Here is a 2,407-nt window from a genome sequence, read left to right as displayed (position 1 = left end):
TAAAAATTGGCGTTCCACCTAGGTCAGTTGCCCCTTGGTAGGTGGTCGTGTTAGCGGCACCTGTGATCTCAGTGATCTTAATACCTTCATTGCCCGACGATAACGTCGCTTCCAGCGTTGAGATATTGCGTAGTTCGTAAACCTCGACTTGGTCTGCACCTTCCGTGGTAACAAACGAGCCTGCCGCCTGAGCGATAACAGAGCCTAAATCGCCTTCATCAACGACAAACGTACTCGCAACCGTCGTATCAGTGATGGTTGGCACATCATCCGTCACTGTGATCTTCAGATCGATCGCATTCGATTTATCTTGGTCGAAATCTTCTGCAACAACAGAGAAGTTAAGGTCAATCGTGTTTTCATCAGAGCCATCAGGGTGTTTAATTGGTTTAAACAGTTCGAATTGATAGCTGTTATCCGAGGTATCGAAAATAATCTCGAACACCGCTTCATTACTCGTTGCTGTTTGAGCAATGTAAGTAAATGTTGTGCCGCTTTGTGAAACAGCTTGCCACTCTAAACTTTCTCCATCAGAGGTTAAGCCAGTCAGAACCAAATCTTCATCGACCAACTCATACTTCACGACGCCATCGGCGCCTTCATCAACCGTGAATAACCCATTAATAATGGTACCTTCAGATTGATCTGAACCAATACCAGTAAGATCGTCTTCATCGACAACCATTTCACCAGTCGGCGCCGTCATTACTGGCGCACCATCAAGCACCTCGATTGGCAATACATATTGGTTAGAATCATCCCCATCACGATCAACAACAACAACATCAAACGGTATGGTTAATGTATCGAGGTTGCTCGGTGTCGTAGCGTGATTGAGAGGACCAAGCAAGGTAAACGTGTAAGCACCATCATCAGTCAGTACTAATGTGAAGATTGGCGTCCCGCTCGCGTCAGTTGCGCCTTGGTAGGTGGTCGTGTTAGCGGCACCTGTGATCTCAGTGATCTTAATACCTTCATTGCCCGACGATAGCGTCGCTTCCAGCGTTGAGATATTGCGTAGTTCGTAAACCTCAGCTTGGTCAGCACCTTCTGTGGTAACAAACGAGCCTGTCGCCTGAGCGACAACAGTGCCTAAATCATCTTCATCAACGACAAACGTACTCGCAACAGTCGTATCAGTGATGGTTGGCACATCATCCGTCACCGTGATCTGCAGATCGACCGCATTCGATTTATCTTGGTCGGAATCTTCAGCCACAACAGAGAAATTAAGGTCAATGGTGTTTTCAGCCGCGCCACCAGGGTGCTTAATTGGTTTAAACAGTTCGAATTGATAGCTGTTATCCGAGGTATCGAAAATAATCTCGAACACCGCTTCATTACTCGTTGCAGTTTGAGCAACATAAGTAAATGTTGTGCCGTTTTGTGAAACAGCTTGCCACTCTAGACTTTCTCCATCGGAGGTTAAGCCAGTCAGAACCAAATCTTCATCAACCAGTTCATACTTCGCAACACCATCGGCGCCTTCATCAACCGTGAATAATCCATTAATAATGGTGTCTTCAGATTGATCTGAACCAATGCCAGTAAGATCGTCTTCATCGACAACCATGTCACCAGTCGGCGCCGTCATTACTGGCGCATCATCGAGCACCTCGATTGGCAATACATATTGGTTAGAATCATCGCCATCGCCATCAACCGCAACGACATCGAATGGAATCGTTAAGGTATTGGAATTCGGACTTGTAGGATGATTTAGAGGACCTAACAACGTAAAGGTATAAGAGCCATCATTCGCTAGCGCGAGCGTGAAGATAGGAGTCCCGCTTGTCGTCGTACCTTGATAGGTCGTCGTGTTAGCCGCCCCTGTGATTTCTGTAATAGAAATCGCTTCAGTTCCAGAGGTTAATGTCGATTCAAGAGCTGAGATATTACGCAGTTCGTAAACTTCTACTAGGTCAGCACCTTCTGTGGTAACAAATGCACCTGTCGCTTGAGACACCACAGACCCAAGATCATCTTCATCAACGACAAATGTACTCCCAACAGTCGTATCAGTGATAGTTGGCGCATCATCGAGCACCTCAATTGGCAATACATATTGGTTAGAATCATCGCCGTCACCATCAACGGCTACAACATCAAACGATATTGTTAATGTATCGAGGTTATTTGGTGTCGTAGCGTGATTGAGAGGGCCAAGTAAAGTAAACGTATAAGCACCGTCATCAGTCAGCACTAATGTGAAGATTGGCGTTCCGCCTGAGTCCGTTGCACCTTGGTAGGTGGTCGTGTTAGCAGCACCTGTGATTTCAGTGATCTTAATACCTTCATTGCCCGACGATAGCGTCGCTTCTAGCGTTGAGATATTACGTAGTTCGTAAGCCTCTACTTGGTCTGCACCTTCCGTGGTAACAAACGATCCTGTCGCCTGAGCGACAAC

General features: G+C 46.4%; 1 pseudogene. It reads right to left on the bottom strand.

Annotated features, from left to right (window positions below):
* Positions 1 to 2,407: pseudogene (locus tag AB4161_RS18670) on the bottom strand (hypothetical protein); the annotation flags it as partial.

Origin of the sequence: Vibrio sp. 10N.286.51.E5 (assembly GCF_041469125.1) — a bacterium.
Classification (GTDB): domain Bacteria; phylum Pseudomonadota; class Gammaproteobacteria; order Enterobacterales; family Vibrionaceae; genus Vibrio; species Vibrio crassostreae_C.
Note: the sequence above shows the minus strand (reverse complement) of the source record. Positions and strands in the feature narration are given on the sequence as shown.